At 34.3% G+C, this 18033-nt stretch carries 16 protein-coding genes; 14 read left to right on the forward strand and 2 right to left on the reverse strand.

Features of this window, described 5'->3' with window-relative positions; translation table 11 throughout:
• Positions 1-157 precede the first annotated feature (157 nt).
• From MWH30_RS01790 to MWH30_RS01845, 12 genes are all read left to right on the forward strand, one after another.
• Entirely contained in the window at positions 158-2029 is a 1872-nt protein-coding gene (locus tag MWH30_RS01790; protein ID WP_248662331.1) for an LTA synthase family protein, read from the forward strand.
• Positions 2030-2048: 19 nt separating this feature from the next.
• Positions 2049-3026, forward strand: a complete 978-nt coding sequence (locus MWH30_RS01795) for a glycerophosphodiester phosphodiesterase family protein (RefSeq protein WP_248662332.1) — start codon at positions 2049-2051, stop codon at positions 3024-3026.
• Positions 3027-3159: 133 nt separating this feature from the next.
• Entirely contained in the window at positions 3160-3360 is a 201-nt protein-coding gene (locus MWH30_RS01800) for a cold-shock protein (RefSeq protein WP_248662333.1), read from the forward strand.
• Positions 3361-3568: 208 nt separating this feature from the next.
• Entirely contained in the window at positions 3569-4255 is a 687-nt protein-coding gene (locus tag MWH30_RS01805; protein WP_248662334.1) for a CRISPR-associated endonuclease Cas6, read from the forward strand.
• 16 nt (positions 4256-4271) lie between these two features.
• On the forward strand, positions 4272-6125 hold the full coding sequence (locus tag MWH30_RS01810; protein WP_248662335.1) for a TIGR02556 family CRISPR-associated protein: 1854 nt from the start codon (positions 4272-4274) through the stop codon (positions 6123-6125).
• Complete coding sequence (gene cas7b, locus MWH30_RS01815; protein ID WP_248662336.1) at positions 6125-7039, forward strand: type I-B CRISPR-associated protein Cas7/Csh2; 915 nt, start codon at positions 6125-6127, stop codon at positions 7037-7039. Before MWH30_RS01810 ends, cas7b begins: the two co-directional genes overlap by 1 nt.
• A gap of 13 nt (positions 7040-7052) precedes the next feature.
• Positions 7053-7790, forward strand: a complete 738-nt coding sequence (gene cas5b, locus MWH30_RS01820) for a type I-B CRISPR-associated protein Cas5b (protein WP_248662337.1) — start codon at positions 7053-7055, stop codon at positions 7788-7790.
• 394 nt (positions 7791-8184) lie between these two features.
• On the forward strand, positions 8185-8541 hold the full coding sequence (locus MWH30_RS01825; protein WP_248662338.1) for a DUF4212 domain-containing protein: 357 nt from the start codon (positions 8185-8187) through the stop codon (positions 8539-8541).
• A gap of 28 nt (positions 8542-8569) precedes the next feature.
• Complete coding sequence (locus tag MWH30_RS01830) at positions 8570-10108, forward strand: VC_2705 family sodium/solute symporter (protein ID WP_248662339.1); 1539 nt, start codon at positions 8570-8572, stop codon at positions 10106-10108.
• 227 nt (positions 10109-10335) lie between these two features.
• Positions 10336-12261, forward strand: coding sequence for a DUF294 nucleotidyltransferase-like domain-containing protein (locus tag MWH30_RS01835; RefSeq protein WP_248662340.1), 1926 nt, complete (start codon positions 10336-10338; stop codon positions 12259-12261).
• A 139-nt stretch (positions 12262-12400) separates the two neighbouring features.
• Positions 12401-14302: a DUF294 nucleotidyltransferase-like domain-containing protein gene (locus MWH30_RS01840; RefSeq protein WP_248662341.1), complete on the forward strand. Its 1902-nt coding sequence runs from the start codon at positions 12401-12403 to the stop codon at positions 14300-14302.
• Between the two features lie 43 nt (positions 14303-14345).
• Entirely contained in the window at positions 14346-15143 is a 798-nt protein-coding gene (locus tag MWH30_RS01845; protein WP_248662342.1) for a 3'-5' exonuclease, read from the forward strand.
• A gap of 25 nt (positions 15144-15168) precedes the next feature.
• On the opposite strand, the gene MWH30_RS01850 is transcribed toward MWH30_RS01845, so the two are convergent.
• Positions 15169-15444 carry a hypothetical protein gene (locus tag MWH30_RS01850; RefSeq protein ID WP_248662343.1) on the reverse strand — a complete coding sequence of 92 codons (276 nt, stop codon included), beginning with the start codon at positions 15442-15444 and terminating at the stop codon, positions 15169-15171.
• 195 nt (positions 15445-15639) lie between these two features.
• Positions 15640-15777 carry a DUF3796 domain-containing protein gene (locus MWH30_RS01855; protein ID WP_248662344.1) on the reverse strand — a complete coding sequence of 46 codons (138 nt, stop codon included), beginning with the start codon at positions 15775-15777 and terminating at the stop codon, positions 15640-15642.
• Between the two features lie 249 nt (positions 15778-16026).
• Here MWH30_RS01855 and MWH30_RS01860 point away from each other — a divergent pair, with 249 nt between their 5' ends.
• Positions 16027-16887, forward strand: coding sequence for a mechanosensitive ion channel family protein (locus tag MWH30_RS01860; protein WP_248662345.1), 861 nt, complete (start codon positions 16027-16029; stop codon positions 16885-16887).
• Positions 16888-16961: 74 nt separating this feature from the next.
• On the forward strand, positions 16962-17987 hold the full coding sequence (locus tag MWH30_RS01865) for a PTS sugar transporter subunit IIC (RefSeq protein WP_248662346.1): 1026 nt from the start codon (positions 16962-16964) through the stop codon (positions 17985-17987).
• The last annotated feature ends 46 nt before the right edge of the window (positions 17988-18033 follow it).

Here is an 18033-nt window from a genome sequence, read left to right on the forward strand (position 1 = left end):
TGCATTTTTTAAATTCAAACTGAGTATAAGAAATAAGATTGAGTTTTAAAATAAAATTTATTCATGCGATTGCCCTGATCTGAAAAAGAAAATGCTTGATATTAAACTCGAAGTCTTATATAATTTTATTGCACCATAGCTATTAGGAGGAGTATAAATGCAAGGTTTAAATAATTTAACAAAAAAACAAAAATGTTTTGCTGTAACTTTTTTGCTAGGATTTTTGATTAAATATAACTATCTTCTAATCCAGATATTTAATGTTCCTTCTTTTACCGGGGTTATTTTCAAAAATTTAGTTTTTATTTTATTTAGTGTTTATTTTCTATTTCCTATGCTAAAAATTAAAAAAGGTCGTATTTTTTTATTATTAATACTATCCTTATTTTCATTGTTCTTTTTAGCAAATCTTTGGTATAATCGCTATTTTGGCAACTATTTAAGTGTTGTTGATATGGCTAGAAGTGAAGCTGGTGGTTCTAGTAAGGTTTTGTTTAGTCATATTATTAATTATTGGGATCTTGTTTTTATCGTAGATCTAATTTTATTAGCTGCCTTCTTGTTTAAGGATAAGCAAGGAAGTATTAGTAATCAGTTTGGGGATAGATTACCTATTAAGAAGAGCCAGAAAAAACCTCGGGTTTTAGCGGGGGTTGTTATAGCTTTATTATTAATTATTCAGGTTTTTACTACTAATTTATTGTTAAACAATAAAACAGCGCCAGAACTTTATAATAGAAGTACTTCCGGATTTGTTAATGTATATGGGGTTATTCCGCTTTATTTATATGAACTTTATGAATCTGTTTATGTAGATAGATCATATGCAGTTAAGCCGGAAACTCCCCCTTTTTTATTAGCGGATGAACTGGATGGGGAAGCATTAATTGAAGAAGATAGCAATATAATTGTTATTCAAGTGGAGTCTTTAGATGAGAAATTACTTGGTTATGAGCATAATGAGCGTCAGTTAACTCCTTTTTTGAATGAGCTTAAGGAGGATAGTCTCTATGCTGAGAACTTTTACACTAAACATGTGAATGGGAGTTTTGATGCTGACTTTTCGCTGTTAACTTCATTGTATCCAGTTAATAGAACTGATACCTTTAAAAATAATGATATGACGGAATTCGATTCTTTAGCTAGAGTTTTAGGAAAGCAGGGATATGAGACTCTAGCTTTTCATGGTAATGATAAAAGGTTCTTTAATCGACATCTGGCCTATCCTGAGCTAGGCTTTGATGAGTTTTATAGTCGAGAGGACTTTTCTAGTGCTGATCGGGTGATGGAGATGGAAGAGGGTTATCTGGGGATAAACGATTATGATTTCTTTAAGCAGTCTTTAGATTACTTAGCAGAAGCTGATAGTCCATTTTTTGCTTATTTCATTACTGTAACTAGCCATACTCCCTTTAGTTTTTATCCTGACGATCAAACTATAGAAGCTTATAGTGATATTGAAGATCAACTGCTTCATGACTTCTTTCAATCTATTTCCTTTGTAGACAAGTCTTTAGAAATGTTTATTGAAGGATTAGCAGAAAAAGGCTTAAAGGAAGATACTTTATTTGTTATTTATTCAGATCATGATGCTAGTATTGATACTCCAGAATACTCTTCAAGTGTAGACTTTAAGCTCGATAAAAATGTCAAAAAGCCAGAACATATCCCCTTATTGATTAAGCATCCCGAGCTTGAAGCCGGTACTATTGAAAAGACTGGTACTATTACTGATTTGGCACCTACGATTTTAGATATAATGGGTGCGGAAACGAAACCAGAGGGTTTTATTGGTTCTTCGCTATTGAAAGGTGAGGAAGCTCCAGTTATTTTTATGCATGAACTGCCTCAGGTTCTGTATAAAGACCATCTTTTTGTTGAGCAGTTAGGAGAGTTTGAAAAAATAGGTTATCTTGAGGATAGAAGAGAGGAAAAAGTAGAGCTACCGACGAAAGAAAAGGATAAGGTGTTGGATATTATGGAATATTTAAGAAAGAAGATCTTAGTTACAGAGCGGGCTCAGAATTAATCAAGGGTGGGTTAAATAAATGAAAGTGAAATTAGCTATTATCATGGCGATTTTATTTTCTTTTTTCATGCTGTTTTATGGTGGTTATTATTTAATAAATCCCGATTTACAGGGAGAAGAAATACTTAATCGGCAGGGTATTCCTTATCCAACTGTGATTGCTCATCGAGGAGCTTCTATAGAAGCTCCGGAGTCTACTGCTGCTGCTTATATTAAAGCGCGAGAGATGAAAGCTGATTATTTGGAGGCAGATTTGCAAAGAACTAAGGACGGAGAAATAGTGGTTATTCACGATCAAACTTTGGGTAGAACTTCTAATGTAGAGGAGATTTTTCCGAAAAGAAAAGATGATCCAGTAGGAAGTTTTACCTATAAAGAGTTAAAAAAGTTGGATTTCGGGAGCTGGTTTAACCAAACTTCTCGCTATGCTCGGGAGGAGTATCAGGGTTTGGAGATTCTTACTTTAACAGAGCTGATTGAGATTGCTAAAGGTGGCGAACATACTCCCGGTTTAATCTTGGAAACTAAAGATTCTCAAAAGTATCCAGGTATTGAAGCAGAAATAGTCGATATTTTAGAGGAAGAGGGTTGGTTAGCGGCTGATAAGGAAAAAGAGGACTTTGCTAAAACTATATTTTTTTCTTTTAAAGAGGATAGCTTAAGAGAGTTTAAAGAGTTAATTCCAGAGATTCCTCGACTTTTATTAATTACTGATAATATGATTACTCGGCGGAGTTGGGCCCACTGGTTGGGAAGAGCAGAGGGTTTAGCTGATGGTTTAGGTACTAAAGGTTTTATGAGCTGGCCTTGGTATATTGCTGCGGCTCACGAAAAAGGGCTTTTTGTTTTTCCTTATACTATCAATGAACTGTGGCAGGTTAAAGTTTTGGCTCACTTTCAATCCAGTGGCTATATAACCGATAGACCGGATGTGGTATTGGATTTTTTGGATAGAATTCCTAAATCACTAGTAAAAGACCTTGAAGATGAGGTTTGAATTTTAGGAATTGAGTAATAATAATTTAAAGTTTTTTGGAGATAATAGTAGCTTTTTCTTGACAACGACTGTATATCGTGATAATATATGTTTGTTGGCTATTAAGCCAGACAAATTAGGAGGAATAAATTTTATGAAAACAGGAACAGTAAAGTGGTTTGACGGGAAAAAAGGTTATGGATTTATCACAGTTGAGGGAGAAGATGATGTATTTGTACATTTCTCTGCTATTCAGGAGGATGGATTCAAAACTTTGGATGAAGGTCAAGAAGTAGAGTTTGAAGTAGTTGAAGGCGATAGAGGTCTTCAAGCTGAAAATGTAACTAAGTTATAATCGTTTATTATGCGCAAGCAATAATATAGATTATTTCTAAAAAAGGAGTCCTATACGGGACTCCTTTTTTATTTATTATTATGGTTTTTGCTGAGTAATGATTGAACTTTTCTATGAATAATGTTAAAATAATAACTGAATAGTTTTTTTATTATTAATATTCAGAATATTATGAATATAATACAAAATGAAGGAGTGCTTAAGAGTAATGAAGATAAAAAAAGCAGTATTAAAATTCAAATTAGCAGATCAACTTCCTTTAAGTTATGGTTATAAATTAAGAGGTTTCTTTGCTAAGCGCTTTGAAAATATACTCTTTCATAATCACCATCAAGACGGTGGTTATAGATATGCTTACCCCTTAATCCAGTATAAGATATATCAAGGACAGCCTACAGTAATTGGTTTAGCTAAAGGAGCTGAACTTTTAAGCCAAAACTTTTTGGAAATTGATAAACTAACTTTAGGACAACGGTTATATGTAGATCCCGAAAAGGAACTGCAGGTTATCGCTGAAAAGCTGAAGGTACTTTCTAAGATTGATCAGTTGAAATATCGATATCGATTTTTTTCTCCTTGGCTAGCTTTGAATCAGGAAAATTATAGATTTTATTCCGCGGAAATACAGGATAGCTGTTTAGCACAACAGCAACAGTTTTTAGCTAAAATATTAATCGGTAATATTCTTAGTTTTGCTAAAGGAGTAGATTGGTGGGTAGAAGAGGAGATTAAGGTAGTTTCACAGTTAGAAGAGGTGGAGGTTAACTTTAAGGGTCAGTTAATGATCGGTTTTATAGGTTATTTTCAAACAAATATTTTTTTACCCGAATATATAGGTCTTGGCAAATCATCTGCTAGAGGTTTTGGGACAATAATTGAAGCGAAAAAAGATTAGCTATTATTTGGAGGGAGTGATAACTTTGATTCATGCTTTGAAATCGATAGGGGATTATAAAAGAGAGAGTTCAGATCAAGATTTGTTAGCTCAGATAGTAGATAATCCTAACTCCAGAGGTAGTTATAATACTGTATTGGTGATTGCTTTTAAAGAAGAGGCAGCTCAGATAGTTTTTGATAAAGTAGTAGTTGAAGATTTTAGTAAAGAAAAGTTGACTAAGTATGCTTATAAGTATGGTAGTCCTCGTGGGGGAGATCTAACACCTACTTCTAAATTGACCGATTTAGAAAAGACTTTTCAAAGAATCCAGCGTCCTTTGCAGAAAATTTATAGTAGATTGAAAGGAAAAAAGAAGAGCGAGGAAATAATTTTAGCAATCTATGAGCAGTTTCAAGAGCAGCAAGTGGCTAGCAAAATATATAATCGGCTAGCTGAAATAAAGTATTCTGATGAGGCTATACTGACTATAGCCTTCAAGAATAAGGATAGTACTTTGAAGTATGTGGGAGACTTTCAGGAGTTTGTGGAGTTACTGATGGAGAGTTATGAAAAACAGTTTTACTATAAAAGCTCCTATCTTAAACAGGAGCAGAAGTCTATTGGTGAAAATAACCTCTGTTATATCTGTTCGCAGCAGGCTGATAAAACTTATGGCTATGTAGGGACTTTTTCTTTCTATACCTTAGATAAACCAGGCTTTACTACGGGAGGTTTTAATCGCCAGCAGGCTTGGAGAAACTATCCTGTCTGTCCTAAATGTGCTAAGGCTTTAAGTTTAGGTAGAAAGTACCTGGAAAATAAATTAAAGACTAATTTATGTGGAATTGATTACTTCATTATCCCTAAGACAATTTTTAATAGTAAAAATGAAGATAAGCAGGAGCTTTTTAAAATTTTAGAGTATTTAAATCAAGTTCAAACTTTGGAAACTAAAACAGAGGGAAAGAATTTAACTAATGCTAAAAAGGATTTCTTTAGGTCGATGAGTGAGCTTGAGAACTTTATTAGTTTTAATCTATTATTTTATGAACAGCAGAATAGTGCTTTTCGAATTTTGTTATATGTGGAAAACATTACTCCAACTTACTTACGAAGGATATTTGCTGTTAAAGAGAGAGTTGAGGAAGAAGAGTTATTTAAAAATCTAGCAGTTAGTGATGCTTCGCTAGATTTAAAGTTTAAACTTGAACTGATTGCTAACTTCTTTTATATAAATCGTGAGCATAAACTGGACTTTACTACAGAGTTTTTGGAGATTATCAGTAGTATTTTTACTGGCCAAAGACTTTCGGAAGCACTATTAATGGAGAGATTTGCTGATCATTTACAGGAAAAATTTAGAGCTAAACGTTCTATTTGGAGTGATACTCTGAAAGCAGTAATGATTTTGAAGTTTTTGCAGCAGTTGGAACTGTTGAACTGGGGTGAGCAAGAAGTGGAAGGCTGTTTAAAGTTTTTTGATGAGATTGAATTTCCAATAATAAATTTTTTAGCTGAGCAGAGTGATGTTTTGGATTCTAAGATTAAACAACTGATCTTTCTACAAGGTTTATTTACTCAAAAAATATTGAATTTACAAAAGAAAGAGTATAACGGGATTGCTCCTTTTAGAGATAAATTGAATGGTTTAAAATTGAACCAAAAGCTTTTAGAAGATCTTCATCCTGAATTATTTACTAAGCTGAATGATTATCTTCAAATCTCTGCTCTACAGTTAAAAAAATTAAAGAAGCTAATGACAGATCTTTTTGTAGATAGTGATTTTAATTCAATCACCAATAATAAACTTTCTTTTTACTTTGCCTTTGGAATGAGCCAGGCTACTAAACTTCAGCCTCAGGATAAGAGATGGGAGGTCAGCAATTGATGCCACTATTGCAGCAAAGAAGCGAGTTAGTTTTTCTTTATGATATCAAAGATGCTAATCCTAATGGTGATCCTTTGGATGAGAATAAGCCTCGTCTTGATAAAGAAACGGGAGTTAATTTAGTTACTGACGTACGTTTAAAAAGAACTATTAGAGATTATCTCTATGAATATCGAGGCTATGATGGGCAGTCTAAAAATAAAGATATCTTTGTGCGCGAAATAAAGACTAAAGATGGTATTCAGGATAGTAAGACTCGAGCTAAAGATTTTGCCGAGGATCCTGAGTTAATATTGGAAAGCTGTATTGATGTGAGGCTTTTTGGTGGGGTAATTCCTTTAGCGGAAGATTCTATTACTTATACCGGGCCCGTTCAATTTCAAATGGGCCGTTCTTTACATCCTGTGGAGTTAAAATATATTAAAGGAACTGGGGCTTTTGCTTCGCAGACAGGAAAGAGTAAAAAGACTTTTCGCGAGGAGTATATACTTAGCTATTCTTTGATTGGTTTTTACGGAATCATTAATGAAAATACCGGCCAAAAGACTAACTTAACCGAAGAGGATGTACAGTTGTTGCTGGAAGGAATCTGGAAGGGGACTAAAAGTTTACATAGTCGCAGTAAGATAGGGCAGACTCCTCGCTTGTTATTAAAGGTTAATTATTCTGAGAAAAACTTTTTTATTGGTGAACTGAAAAATTATCTGCAATTAGTTACGGAAAAGCGAGGGGAGCAGCTTAGAGATGTTGTTGATTATCAACTGGATATTACTGGGCTATTAAAGATATTAAATAGATTTTGGGATAAAGTGGACTCTGTTGAATACTTGCTTAATCCTAGACTTCAACTGATTGCTGAAGGGACGGAGGTACAATTGGCTGAGATTGATGGTTTTAAGAGAATTGTTTTTTGAGTTATTCAAGGAGGTGGGGAAAATCGATATCAACAAAGTATTAGTTTTCGATATTTGGGCCGACTATGCTCATTTTAAAAAATACTATACTACTACCTCTCCTTTGACCTTTTCTATTCCTCCTAAAACTACTCTTTACGGCATAATAGGGGCTATTTTAGGCTTAAGTAAAGATAACTACTTAAATTATTTTAAGCCGGGTCAGTGTAAGATAGGGATTCAGATCAAAAAGCCTATTAAAAAAACTAGAGTTAATCTGAATTTGATCGATACTAAGTCAGCTAAATTGATGGCTCGTATTGATAATAGAACTCGGATTAAAACTGAACTGCTGAAGGATGTCAAATATAGAATTTACTTTTGGCATAGTCAAACTAGTACTTATCAAAAACTAAAGAGTTACTTAGTTCAGCATAAGACTGTATACTCCATTTCTTTGGGTTTAAGTGAGTGCTTAGCCAATTTTAGGTATATTGCTGAATATGAACTACAAAAAATAGATGCTAATAATTCTTGGTTAGAACTAATAACAGTTTTGCGGATTGATACCAAAGGTTTATCCAAAGCGGATATAGACTTTACTCAGGAAGATAGAGAGTATTTAGTTGATAAGTTAGCTTTAGAGATGAAGCCGAATCGAGAGGTAGTAGATTATGGTCAGATTGTGTTAGAAAAGAAGGGGCGGTCTATTCGGATTAGACCTGGTTATTATTATCAATTAGAAACTGAAGAAAAAATACTCTTGCTATAAATAAGAACCTTTACTGTTAAAGTAGAAAAAATGCTTAAAAAAATAATTATTTATTCTATTTAACGTTAATTATAAAATTTTTTAAAAAAATTTATTATTCTTGCAGGAATATTCCAATTTATCTTGAATAAATATATTACAAGTTAATTGTCAGAAAATTTAAAACATTTATAAGATTCATAATCATGGCAATATAAAAACTTATAAGAATAATAAGATTATTGCTAATATTAGCAATAATGAACTTGATACTAGTTGAGCTTGAATATTAAAAGAGGAGGTGAGTTTTTTAATATTGGCAGATGAATTTAAGAGGGAAAAGTGATTTTAAACAAAGCTTGTACAGGGTTGTCAAAGTCTAAGTAAATCAACTATTAATCAGGAGGTGTTTTTAATGGCAATTGAAAACAAAGAAGAAGTGGATTATCTTTCTAAAGAGGTAAATCTGATCAGTCCAGGTACTGATTTTATGAGAGAAAGCTTATTTATCATTTGGACTACATTTATCATTTGGGTAGTAGTTGTTTTTGGAGGTCCGATCTTACTGTGGTTGACTGCTGAAACTGCTACTGGAGCTGGTCCTTTATGGAGAGCTAGATTTTTAGGTTTCCCGTTTGCTTGGTGGATGACTGCTCAGGGTTCTCCGTTAACAGCTTTGGTTTTAAGCGGAGTCTTTGCTTACAGAATGGATAGTTTCCATTCAGAATACGGAATCTTAGACGAGGATGATGATGAAGAAGCAGGACATTAAACCTTAACAACGAAAGGAGTGGAGGAAAATGGAAGAAGTAGCTGTCGGTCTTGACATTAGTTTTAAACTGGGTCCTGCATTATTAATGATTGGTATTATTGCTCTCTTTGTAATTGTAGGAATTACCAGAAAAGTTGTTGATGTAGATGACTATTGGGTAGCTGGTCGTTCAGTAGGGGCAATTGAAAATGGAATGGCTATTGGCGGAAACTGGATGAGTGCTGCTAGTTTCTTAGGTATGGCAGGAACTATTGGTTTATTAGGATTTTTTGGTCTAGCCTATATAGTTGGTTGGACTACTGGATACTTTATTCTGTTGATCTTTATGGCAACTCAGATTCGAAAGTACGGTAAGTATACGGCACCTGACTTTATAGGTGATCGTTATTACTCTAATTGGGCCCGGGGTATTGCTGCTGTAACTACAGTAATTATTGGTTTTGTTTATGCCGTGGCTCAGTATAGAGGTATTGCTTTGATGTTTGGTTATATCTTTGGAATGGAGTATAGTACCGGAGTGATAGTAGGAACCATAGCTGTGATTAGTTATATCTTGCTAGCCGGTATGTTAGGAGTTACTCGAAATCAAGCTATTCAGTACGCAATCTTGATTATTGCTTATCTGATCCCATTATTCTTAATTGCTAGTCGCTTAGGTTATTTTGCGGCAATTCCTCAAATTGGCTATGGAGCAGCGGTCAGTGATGTAACCACCGAGATTGCTAGGGAGTTTTCCGAGCCCTTTGCTAATGCTGGCGTTTATCAATGGATTGCTCTAGCCTTTACGATGATCGTAGGTACCTGTGGTTTACCACATGTACTGACTCGTTTCTATACAGTTAAAGACGAAAAGACATCTCGTTGGTCTTGTGTATGGGGTCTCTTCTTTATCTGTGTTCTTTACTGGAGTGCTCCTGCATATGCTACTTTTGGAAATATGTTAAACTTCGATATCAATAGTATTTATCCTGTTACTTCGGAAATGGCAGATGTAATTGTGGTTATTGCGGCTCAATTTGCTGATTTACCGCAGTTTATAGTAGGAGCTTTAGCAGCCGGGGCAGTAGCAGCTTCCTTTAGTACTACTTCGGGACTATTTATGGCTGCTTCAGCTGGAGTATCTCACGATCTCTTTACCAGTATTATCAAACCTGATGCTACTGAAAAGCAGCAGTTGGTAGTAGCTCGTTTGACTACTCTAGGTTTAGGGGTTGCAGTAACTATCGTAGCCCTAAATCCACCGGCTTTAATTGCGGATTTAGTAGGTATGGCCTTTGCTATAGCTGGTAGTACTATCTTCCCGGTCTTTTTCTTAGGGCTGTGGTGGGAGAGAACTACCAAGGAAGGAGCTATTGTCGGGATGCTTGTAGGGCTTGTTATCTCCTTAACAGCCTTATTTATGCGCGGGCATGCCTTTTGGGATACGTGGATTCCCGCTACATCTTCGGCTATCGTAGCAGCTCCTTTGGCTTTTATTATTATAATCATTGTTTCTAAGCTAACCTCACCACCGCCTGAAGAGGTACGGATGATGGTACGTAAAGTGCATAGTCCGACTCATCAGTAATTAAAGATTAATATCTATAAATTTCTTGACCTGACTTACTTAGATTCCGGAGGAGGATTATATTCTTCTCCGGATATATTTCTTTTTAGTAGTAACTTTTAATAAGTTTTGTTTAAAAAAGTCATAATAATTAGAATTATTTGAGTATTATTGCTCTTCAATAAGCTTTGTGCTATAATAAAATTTAGTAAAGAAGAACAATACTGTTTATTTATGGAGGATGAATTATGAAGAGTATAAAAATGCTGGCGCGGGTAATTAATTTAGAAATTTCTGCTCAAGAATTAAAGGAAGTATTAGCAGAGGCAGGAGCAGAAGCTAGAGTTGAAAGCTATACAGAAGGTACTTATATTTTTGAACAGAATGAGCAAGCAAGAACTGAATTGTATATTATCTTAGAGGGCTTTGTAGAGTTAATTATCAGTGATGAACTGGGAGTTAATAAATCTATTGACTATCGTTATCCAGGGGACTTTTTAGGTGAAGAAGCTTTTAGCAGCTTTAGCGAAAGGCAGACCTATAATAATTTTGCTTTAGCAGTTGAAGATGTTTCCTGCTTTGTATTAACTAAAAAGTCTTTAAAACTATTAATCAAAAAAGAACATAAGTTTGTAGAGTATTTGTTAAATTCTTTAATTGATTGGGAAGACTCCTGTTACCAAGCGCTTTTAAGACGAGAAGATTATCAAGGAGATCAACAAGAGACTATTAAAATCTATCCTTTTCGAAAAAAGATTTTTGAAGTAATGAATTTTCCTGTGGAAACCTGTGCTAGAACAACGCATATTTGGGAAGTAGCTCAGGCTATGCAGAAACGAAATATAAGTTCGGTAGTAGTTGCTGAGAACGATAAGCCAGTAGGAATTATTACTGAAAAAGAAATAGTACATCAATTAATTGCTCAAAAAAAGGATTTTAATAAAGTTTTAGCTGAAGAGATTATGTCTACCGAGGTAATAACGGTGCCTAAAAATGCTTTCTTTTATCAAGCCCTATATAGTATGGTCAAGCATCAATTAAAACACGTAGTAGTTGTTGAACGAGAAGTAATAGTAGGCATAGTTACTATTCGTGATTTAGCACAGACTCGAAATACTGGTTTGGTTACTACTGTAAATGAAATAGAGTCTCAACGCTCTATTTCGGAATTAAATAAAGCTAGACAAAAGGTAGACCAGGTTTTAAAAGCTTTAGTAGTGGAAAAGGCATCAACTAAAGAAATTTGTCAGTTGATTACCGAGTTTAATGACCGTTTAACTAGAAGAGTGATTGAGCTTTGTGAAAACGAAATGAAACAGGAAGGTTATGGTTTAGCTCCGGTAGATTACTGTTTTTTGCAGATGGGTAGTGCTGGTCGTAAGGAGCAGTTTGTAAGGACGGATCAGGATAATGCCATTATTTTTGCTGATGATGAAGAAAAAGAAGAAGAAATTCGGGAATATTTTCGAATTTTAGGTGAAAAAATTGTTGATAAGTTGGTTAAATGTGGCTTTGAAGAATGTGATGGAGGAGTGATGGTTAATAATCATTACTGGCGAAACTCATTTGCTGAATGGGTAGAGATTATGGAGAAGTGGCTTGCAAAATTAGATAATATTAGGATTAGGTCTCTTTCTATTTTTCTTGATTTTAGAGCCATTTATGGTGATCTTTATTTAGCTAAAGAATTAAAAAACAAGTTACTAAAGTATTTTCAGAAAAATGCGAGAATAACTCATAATATAGGTAAGTATGCACTTCAAAATAAGCTTCCTTTAGGACTTTTTGGAAGATTAATTACTAAAAATTCCGAAGAACATAAAGGGGAAATCAATTTAAAACTAGGTGGTTGTGTGCAGATGGTCGATTGTGTGCGAGCTTTTTCTTTGCTGGAAGGAATTATTAAAACTTCTACTTTTGAGAGATTAGAGGCTTTGGCAAAGGAGAGTATAATTTCTAATGATGATAAGGATAAGTTCATTAATGCTTATGAGCAATTATTAGGCTTGAGGATTAGAGATGGCTTAAATAAGTTAGAGTTAGGAGAAGAGGTTGATAACCATATTAATCCTCAGCAACTAAATAAAGAGGATTATCGGGCTCTAAAAGATTCTTTGGGAGCTGTGGATGAGTTGATGAAACTAACTGGGCATGCCTTTAATGTTTTTACCTAAAGATTGAACAGAATAATCTTAAGACTTGTTAAAAAGATCACAATTATTAGAATTGTCTGAAGATTATTGTTTTTTTACTAATTTTGTGTTATACTAATCGTAGAAAGTAATAATAAGCTTTACTTATGGAGGATATATTATGGAAGCAGTAAAAATATTAGATGAGTTTATTAGTTCAGAAGTTTCAGCAGTAGAATTATTAGCTAAAGTAGCTCCAGAAGCTAAAATAAAAAGTTATGTTGAAGATGATTATATTTTTGAACAGAATGAGAAAGTTGATAATAAGCTTTATATTATTTTAGCTGGATTTATAGAGCTAGTTGTTAGTAATGAATTAGGAATTAGTAAGTCTATTGGCTATCGTTATCCAGGTGATTTTTTAGGTGAAGAAGTTTTTAGTCAAAAGCAGATTTACAGTAGTTCTGCTGTAGCAGCTGATGATGCTAAATGTCTTGTGTTAAGTAAAAAAGATTTACAGTTATTAATTAAAGAGGAACCTCAATTAGCAGAGCATTTAATAAAGTCTTTGATTAATTGGAAGGAGTCCTGCTATCAGTCTCTTTTAAAAAGAGAAGATTATCAGCAGAAAGAAGATAATGCTCTTGATATTCATCCTTTTCGAAAAAGGGTTTCTCAAGTTATGAGTTCTCCAGTGGCGACGTGTACTAAAACTACGCCTGTTGATCAAGTAGCTGAAATTATGCAGAAACAGAATGTAAGTTCAGTGGTAGTTGAAAAAAGAAATAGGCCAGTGGGTATTATAACTGAAAAAGATATGGTTCATAAGCTGGTAGCGGCAAAAAAGGATACTGGGCAGGTTGTTGCTGAAGAGATTATGTCTACTGAAGTGATAACGGTACCTAAAAACGCTTTTTTTTATCAAGCCTTATATAATATGGTAAAGCATCAACTTAAACACGTAGTAGTAGTTGAACGAAATGTGATAGTAGGGATAGTTACTATTCGTGATTTAGCTCAAACTAGAGATGCTGGCTTAGTAACAATCGTTAATGAGATAGAGACTAAAAACTCTGTGGCTGGTTTGAATGAAGCTCGTAAAAAAGTTGATAAAGTATTAAAGGCTTTAGTAGTGGAGAAGGCATCGACTCGTGAGATCTGTAAATTAATAACTGAATTTAATGATCGTTTAACTAAGAGAGTAATTAAGCTCTGTGAAGAAGAGATGAAGCAGGAGGGTTATGGTGTTCCGCCGGTGGATTACTGTTTTTTACAGATGGGTAGTGCTGGTCGTAAGGAGCAGTTTTTGCGGACAGATCAGGATAACGCCTTTATTTTTGCTGATCCTGAAGAAAAAGAAGAAGAAGTTCAAGAATATTTCAGAATTTTAGGTGAAAAAGTTGTTGATAAACTCGTCAAATGTGGCTTCGAAGAATGTGATGGAGGAGTGATGGTCAGCAACCATTATTGGCGCAATTCCTTTAGCAAGTGGAAAGAAATTATTAGGCAGTGGGTAGCTGATTTAACTTTTGCTAGAGTTAGGGCCTTTAATATCTTTTTTGATTTTCGGCCTATCTATGGAGAGCGATACTTAGCTCAACGGATTAGAGAGTATTTGATAGATAAGTTTCAACAAAGTCAAACTACCTTATTTTATTTAGGTAAGGTTGCTTTATATAATGATCTTCCTTTAGGTATCTTTGGGAGGTTAATTACTGAAAGTTCTGAAGAACATCGGGGAGAGCTTAATTTGAAGTTAGGTGGTTCTGTACAAATGGTAGACTGTACACGAGCTTTTGCTTTAAAAGAGGGGATTACTGAAAGTTCTACCTTTGAAAGGTTAGAAGTATTAGCTGAAAAGAAGGCTATTTCTGAGGAGAGCAGAGATAAGTTTATTAGTGCCTATCAACAGTTATTGGGATTGAGAATTAGAGATGGTTTAAATAAGGTGGAGTCAGGTCAAGAAGCTGATAACTATATTGATCCTGATCAGCTAAGCAAAGGAGAATATCAGTCCCTAAAAGAATCCTTGAAAGCTGTTGATGAGTTGATGAATCTGACTGGGCATGCTTTTGTTATCTAGAAAATAATGAATAAAAGTGAAGGAAATAAGGGGGAGGAGCTTAATGTTTATTAATAGGGGGGGAGCCTCTAAGTCTTTTTTAGTTTCGTTTGCTGAAGATATTTATTTTCGATTTAAAAGTTTAAAGTCAGAAAGCTGTGATTTGGAGATTGATGAATCTACTTTAAAAGAAGTAGAGCAAAAATTAGCTAAAGAGACTAAGCTTGACTTTAAACAGCCGCTAGTAAAAAATGAGTATGTAGTTTTTGATTTGGAAACTACAGGTTTTAAGCCTTTTGCTGGTGATGAGGTTATATCTATTGGGGCAGTGCCGATTATTGATGGAAAAATTGAAGCTTATGATTCATTTCATTCCTATGTCAATCCTCAACGCGGGATTCCAGAAAAGGTGGTTGAACTGACTGGAATTACCGAAGAGATGGTTAAAGATAGTCCTGATATTATGACAGTTTTAAATGATTTTTTGGATTTTGTTGATGGTAGACATTTGATAGCCCATCATGCTTCTTTTGATACTTCTTTTATTAATTTCAAACTGCAAAAATACTGTAATAGAAAGTTGAATTTGGCAGTGTTAGATACTTGTGAGTTAGCTAGACTTACCTATCCTTATTTGGATTCTTATTCTTTGGATTATTTAGCTGGTGTTAATAATTTACCGGTTATAGGTCGACATACTTCTTTAAATGATGCTTTGATTACGGCTCGTATCTATTTAAATATGCTTAAAAAGCTTAATCGCAAGGGAGTTTTGACAATTGAAGACTTAATTAATTTTTGGAAAAAAAACTTTAAACAATGCAAAAGAGAGCATAAGGTAGAGCAAGGAATAATTTGTTAACTATTTATTTTAACTGTGCTTATGATTAAGAAAGCATATGTTCGATCCACTGCCAAGCCTCTTTAGGTAGCCAACCTGAGTAATCTTTATCAACTTTAATTACCAATAAGTCATCGTTATCATTGATTTCTCTTTTAAGGATATTAGCTATTTGTGATGCATTGTAGATATGGGTTTGGATTAGCCAAGTGGAGTCTAAATGATGCCACCAGGAAGAACTAATTTCTTTAATATGTTTATAAAGTTTATCGTAATTTTGATTAGAGTTATCTAAATTATAAGATATTAGATAAACGGCCATAATAACTTAACTAGCTTTTAATATATTAGTAGTTTTATTATTAGCTAAGCTAGTTACTTTCCTCCTTCCCAGATTAAACTTATTTTTGCTAAGATAGTATACTTGATCTGTTATTTCAGTATTCTAAATAGGAGTTGTCTACCTGATTAAGGGGTAGACAATTTTTTTTGTTTAAGTTCTAAACTGATGGTATTTTTATCTTTTTCTTAAGGCGAAGAAAGCATAAAAGCCATAAAAGCCAAAGAGAGAAAACCATCTAGGATCATCTACAATTATTCCTACTAAACCTGCCAAGCCAATTAATCCTAGCCAACCTAATTTACGTAATTTCATTGTTGACACCTCCATTAACTAATTTTATTTTTGAATTTAACTTAACCTAGTATTATTTTAATATATTTTTGAATGAATTACCAGACTAATAACTGTTTATTAGCAAATTATTTTAATTGGAACTATTTTTTAATTAGGAAGGATTAGTTATACAGCTTGCAGAATTATTAGCATGTAAAAGATTTAAGCTAAGATATTTTACCCTGAAGATGAGTGGTACTGTGGGGTTATGAAATGAGGAGGTATTAAATGGTAGACTTAATTAATGTAGAGTTGACACAGTTACTTGTTTTATTAGAAACTACTATTTTTGATAAAGATTTTTTGATTGGAATTTTATTAATAGTTGTACAGTTATTAGCGATTATAGTTATTACTAAATTATTGAGAAAATTGGCTCACCTATTAATTAATAATCTATTTCATGAAAAAGGAGATTATTATACTCAACAAAAGAATAAAACTTTAAAGGTAATTTCCAAAAGTGCTGTTAAATATGTAATTTACTTTATAGCTGCTACTATGTTTTTAGAGGTTTTAGGGATTCCTACTTCTTCTATTTTGGCTGGAGCAGGAGTAGTTGGTTTGGCGATAGGTTTTGGGGCTCAGGATTTAGTGCAGGATATTATTACGGGGTTTTTTATTATTTTTGAAGAACAGTTTGTGGTAGGGGATTATGTGGAGATAGCTTCTTTGGAAGGAATAGTACAGGAGATTGGTTTAAGGATTACTACTATTAAGAGCTTTGCTGGGGATGTGCATATTATACCTAATAGTCATATTGAGGAAGTGACTAATTATTCTGCTGCTAATAGTAGAGTGTTAGTGGATATGCCTATTGATTATGAGCAGGATATTCAAGAGGCAGTAGAGGTTATTCAAGAGGTTAGTCAGCAGTTAGAAGAGGAGTATGATGTAATTAGAGAGGGCCCTGAAGTTTTAGGAGTACAGGAGCTAGCGGACTCCAGTGTTAATATTAGAATAATGGCTATGGTAAAGCCTTTAGAACAGTGGAAAATAGAACGGATAATTAAGCGCAGAATTAAGGAAAGATTTGATGAGGAAGATATTATAATTCCTTATAAGCATTTGGTAGTAGTAAATGAATGAACTTAGCTACTAAAGAGTAGTGTGCTTTGTTTATTAAATTTAATAGTTAGATGATAGAGAGGAGTAAGCTTATTATGGGGGATGATAGTTCTATTAAACAGGAAAGCTTTTTAAAAAGAAAGAATATAGAGATTTCTGTTAAGAGATATGGAATTGATGCTTTAGGAGCTATGGCTTTAGGTCTTTTTGCTTCTTTGATTGTTGGTTTGATTTTGAATGTGTTAGGTGAACAGTTAGGGATTGAGCTTTTATATGAGTTTGGGGAGACAGCTATGGAGATGATGGGCCCTGCTATTGGAGTGGCAGTAGCTCATGGTTTACAGGCCCCTGGCTTAGTGATCTATACTTCGGCAGTAACCGGTTTTGCTGGGGCTGCTTTAGGCGGGCCAGTAGGTGCTTTTTTAGCAGCAGTTGTGGGAGCTGAGTTTGGTAAAGCTGTTTCTAAGGAGACTCCAGTGGATATTGTAGTTACTCCGGTTATAACTATTATTACTGGGCTTTTAGTTGCGCAGTTTGCGGGCCCTGTTGTTGATTCTTTAATGCAGGGACTAGGAGCTGTAATTAATCAAGCTACTCAATTACAGCCAGTGCCAATGGGAATTATAGTTTCTGTGCTGATGGGAATGGCTCTTACTTTGCCTATTAGTAGTGCTGCTATTGGTATTATGTTAGGTTTAGAAGGTTTAGCTGCGGGAGCAGCTACGGTAGGTTGTGCTGCGCAGATGGTAGGTTTTGCTGTAGCTAGCTATCGCGAAAATGGAATTAGTGGTTTAATCTCTCAGGGTTTAGGTACTTCTATGTTACAGATACCTAATATTGTTAAGAATCCTTTGATTTGGATTCCACCTACTTTGACTGCAGCTATACTGGGGCCTGTGGCTACTACAGTTTTTAGTATGAAAAATAATCCTATTGGTTCTGGAATGGGAACAGCAGGTTTGGTAGGACAGTTTGGGACTGTAGAGGTAATGGGTTTAGCTGTTCTGCCGGAAATTATTATTCTTCACTTTATATCTCCGGCAGTGCTTACGTTATTGATTGCTCAATTTATGCGCAGTAAAGCTTGGATTAAAGAAGGAGACTTATATTTAGATTTATAGTTAAGGCTGATAAACAGAGCTGTTAGATAGTAGCTCTGTTTTTTTA

It is taken from the genome of Fuchsiella alkaliacetigena (assembly GCF_023227765.1).
Classification (GTDB): domain Bacteria; phylum Bacillota; class Halanaerobiia; order Halobacteroidales; family Acetohalobiaceae; genus Fuchsiella; species Fuchsiella alkaliacetigena.

What these genes read in the sequence shown, in the direction of transcription:
- MWH30_RS01795 (WP_248662332.1), top strand. Translation starts at nt 2,049, where the DNA reads ATGAAAGTGAAATTAGCTATTATCATGGCGATTTTATTTTCTTTTTTC.
- MWH30_RS01830 (WP_248662339.1), top strand. Translation starts at nt 8,570, where the DNA reads ATGGAAGAAGTAGCTGTCGGTCTTGACATTAGTTTTAAACTGGGTCCT.
- MWH30_RS01805 (WP_248662334.1), top strand. Translation starts at nt 3,569, where the DNA reads ATGAAGATAAAAAAAGCAGTATTAAAATTCAAATTAGCAGATCAACTT.
- MWH30_RS01855 (WP_248662344.1), bottom strand. Translation starts at nt 15,777, where the DNA reads ATGAAATTACGTAAATTAGGTTGGCTAGGATTAATTGGCTTGGCAGGT.
- MWH30_RS01790 (WP_248662331.1), top strand. Translation starts at nt 158, where the DNA reads ATGCAAGGTTTAAATAATTTAACAAAAAAACAAAAATGTTTTGCTGTA.
- MWH30_RS01860 (WP_248662345.1), top strand. Translation starts at nt 16,027, where the DNA reads ATGGTAGACTTAATTAATGTAGAGTTGACACAGTTACTTGTTTTATTA.
- MWH30_RS01825 (WP_248662338.1), top strand. Translation starts at nt 8,185, where the DNA reads ATGGCAATTGAAAACAAAGAAGAAGTGGATTATCTTTCTAAAGAGGTA.
- MWH30_RS01865 (WP_248662346.1), top strand. Translation starts at nt 16,962, where the DNA reads ATGGGGGATGATAGTTCTATTAAACAGGAAAGCTTTTTAAAAAGAAAG.
- MWH30_RS01845 (WP_248662342.1), top strand. Translation starts at nt 14,346, where the DNA reads ATGTTTATTAATAGGGGGGGAGCCTCTAAGTCTTTTTTAGTTTCGTTT.
- MWH30_RS01800 (WP_248662333.1), top strand. Translation starts at nt 3,160, where the DNA reads ATGAAAACAGGAACAGTAAAGTGGTTTGACGGGAAAAAAGGTTATGGA.
- MWH30_RS01850 (WP_248662343.1), bottom strand. Translation starts at nt 15,444, where the DNA reads ATGGCCGTTTATCTAATATCTTATAATTTAGATAACTCTAATCAAAAT.
- cas7b (WP_248662336.1), top strand. Translation starts at nt 6,125, where the DNA reads ATGCCACTATTGCAGCAAAGAAGCGAGTTAGTTTTTCTTTATGATATC.
- MWH30_RS01840 (WP_248662341.1), top strand. Translation starts at nt 12,401, where the DNA reads ATGGAAGCAGTAAAAATATTAGATGAGTTTATTAGTTCAGAAGTTTCA.
- MWH30_RS01835 (WP_248662340.1), top strand. Translation starts at nt 10,336, where the DNA reads ATGAAGAGTATAAAAATGCTGGCGCGGGTAATTAATTTAGAAATTTCT.